This is a genomic window from Aeromicrobium sp., assembly GCF_049586495.1.
Taxonomy (GTDB): domain Bacteria; phylum Actinomycetota; class Actinomycetes; order Propionibacteriales; family Nocardioidaceae; genus Aeromicrobium.
On the sequence record NZ_JBAVCB010000237.1, the window covers coordinates 1 to 2,543 of the forward strand.

The 2,543-nt window shown below is 70.7% G+C and carries 2 protein-coding genes and 1 pseudogene; all 3 read left to right on the plus strand.

Annotated features, from left to right (window positions below; all coding sequences use genetic code 11):
* Positions 1-196 precede the first annotated feature (196 nt).
* A complete protein-coding gene (fmt, locus tag WB508_RS12210; RefSeq protein WP_423845153.1) occupies positions 197-1,120 on the plus strand; it encodes a methionyl-tRNA formyltransferase in 924 nt (307 codons plus the stop codon).
* Complete coding sequence (locus WB508_RS12215; protein WP_423845155.1) at positions 1,117-2,397, plus strand: RsmB/NOP family class I SAM-dependent RNA methyltransferase; 1,281 nt, start codon at positions 1,117-1,119, stop codon at positions 2,395-2,397. Before fmt ends, WB508_RS12215 begins: the two co-directional genes overlap by 4 nt.
* A 20-nt stretch (positions 2,398-2,417) precedes the next feature.
* A pseudogene (locus tag WB508_RS12220) lies at positions 2,418-2,543 on the plus strand (ribulose-phosphate 3-epimerase); the annotation flags it as partial.

A 2,543-nucleotide genomic window follows, 5' to 3' on the forward strand; every position in this document is an offset into this window, starting at 1 on the left:
GGCCCGGTGCCCGTCGATCCACGTGATCCGCAGTCCGCCGAGCGGCTCATCCTGCGCACCCCGCGCCGCGAGGGTGCCGCGCTGTCCTCGGCCCTGCGGCAGGTGGCGGCCGAGCGCAGCGCTGCCAAGCTGCCTGGCCTTCGCATCCAGATCGACCCCACCCGGCTCTGACGGCTGCGGTCCCTAGACTCGCTGGGTGAGACTTGTCTTCGCCGGAACCCCCGAGGTGGCCGTGCCCAGCCTCGAAGCCCTGGTGGCGAGCCGGCACGAGGTGGCGGCTGTCATCACCAGACCCGATGCCGCGGCCGGTCGCGGTCGCAGCCTGCGGCCGTCACCCGTCTCGGTGGCGGCCCGAGCCCACGGCATCGAGGTGCTGGCCCCGCCCTCGCCCGCGGACCCAGCCTTCATGGCTCGGCTGCGCGAGATCGCGCCCGACTGCATCCCGATCGTCGCCTACGGGGCGCTGATTCGCCGCGAGGCGCTCGACATTCCCGCATTCGGCTGGATCAACCTGCACTTCTCGGTGCTGCCCGCGTGGCGCGGAGCCGCCCCGGTGCAGCGCGCCATCATGGCCGGAGACGAGATCACCGGTGCCACCGTCTTCTCGCTGGTCGAGGCGCTCGACGCCGGGCCGGTGCTCGGATCGATCACCGAACGCATCCGCGAGGACGACACGGCAGCGACCCTGCTCGACCGCCTCGCCGACTTCGGCAGCCGCCTGCTGGCCGATGTCGTCGACCACATCGAGGACGGCGACCTCGCACCGGCAGCGCAACCGGACGACAACATCTCGTATGCGCACAAGCTCACCACCGACGACGGCCGGATCGACTGGAACCGACCTGCCTTCGCGATCGACCGACACATCCGGGGCTGCACGCCATCTCCGGGCGCGTGGACGGTCGTGAACGACGATCGCCTCAAGATCGGACCCGCCTCGATCGCCGAGGACGCGACGCTGGAGATCGGCCAGGTGTCGATCGGCAAGCGCGAGGTCCGGGTGGGCACGGCCACGACCGACCTGGTGCTCGGCGAGGTGCAGGCGGTGGGCAAGAAGCGGATGGCCGCAGCCGACTGGGGCCGCGGGCTTGCCGGCGTGTCTCAAGCGACCGTCCGATGACCGACCCCGCCCGGCTGATCGCCTTCCACGCGCTACGCGCTGTGGCCGACCGCGACGCCTTCGTGAACCTCGTGCTCCCCGGCATGCTCGACGAGCACCACGTGGAGGGCCGCGACGCCGCATTCGCCACCGAGCTGGTTCACGGCACGCTGCGCCGCCAGGGCTCCTACGACGCCATCATCGATCGGGTCGCCAGCCAGGGCATCGGCTCGATTGATCCGCCCGTTCTCGATGCCCTGCGCCTCGGCGCGCACCAGCTGCTCAGCATGCGGGTCCCGCCCCACGCTGCCGTCTCCACGACGGTCGACATCGTGCGGCGCGAGGTGGGTCACAAGCCAGTGCACTTCGCCAACGCGCTGCTGCGCAAGATCAGTCACAACGACCTCGACGGGTGGGTCGGCGCGGTCACCGAGGGTCTGGACGAGGACGACGCACGCGCCATCAAGCACTCCCACCCACGGTGGATCGTCGAGGCGTTGCGGGAGGCGCTTGCCGGCCACGCCACCCAGATCGACAAGCTCCTGGCGGCGAACAACGCGCCCCCGAGGGTCACTTTGGTGGCGCGGCCAGGGCTGTGCGATCCGGCCGATCTGCCGGGCACACCCGGTCTGTTGTCGCCCTTCGCGCGCGTCCTTGACGCGGGCGCGCCGGGCGACATCGAGGCGGTGCGTGAAGGCCGGGCCGGTGTGCAGGACGAGGGCTCGCAACTGGTGGCCGTCGTGGCCGCAGACGCTCACGTCGACGGAGCCGACGAGCGGTGGCTCGACCTCTGCGCAGGTCCCGGCGGCAAGGCTGCCTTGTGGGGTGCCATCGCCGGACAGCGCGGCGCGTCGCTCGTGGCCAACGAGGTGCAGCCGCATCGTGCTGACCTGGTTCGCCAAGGCGTGCGCAGGCTCGGCAATGTCGAGGTCACGGTGCACGACGGTCGGGAAGGCCCGTGGGAGTCAGGATCTTTTGACCGCGTGCTGGTCGACGCGCCGTGCACCGGACTGGGCGCCTTGCGTCGTCGTCCGGAGTCTCGCTGGCGTCGCACCTCCGCCGACCTCGACCAGCTGGTGCCGCTGCAGGAGGCTCTGCTGACCCGGGCCCTGGAGCTCGTGCGACCCGGGGGAGTCGTCACGTATGCCACCTGCTCGCCACATCTGCGCGAGACCACCGGCGTGCTCGACGCGGTCCTCACGGACCGGTCGGACGTGTCTGTGGAGAGCTCGCACCAGTGGTGGCCGCACATCGACGCAACCGACGCGATGTTCGCGGCAGTCCTTCGCCGCAGCTGACCCCCGATAGGCTCGGACCCGTGGGTATCCAGATCTCGCCGAGCATGCTGTCCTCGGACTTCGCCAATCTCGAGGCCGAGGCCGCCAGGATCGCTGGCGCCGACTGGTTGCACATGGACGTGATGGACAACCACTTCGTGCCCAAT

Coding starts and splice junctions, on each gene's coding strand:
- WB508_RS12215 (WP_423845155.1), top strand. CDS start 1,117: ATGACCGACCCCGCCCGGCTGATCGCCTTCCACGCGCTACGCGCTGTG.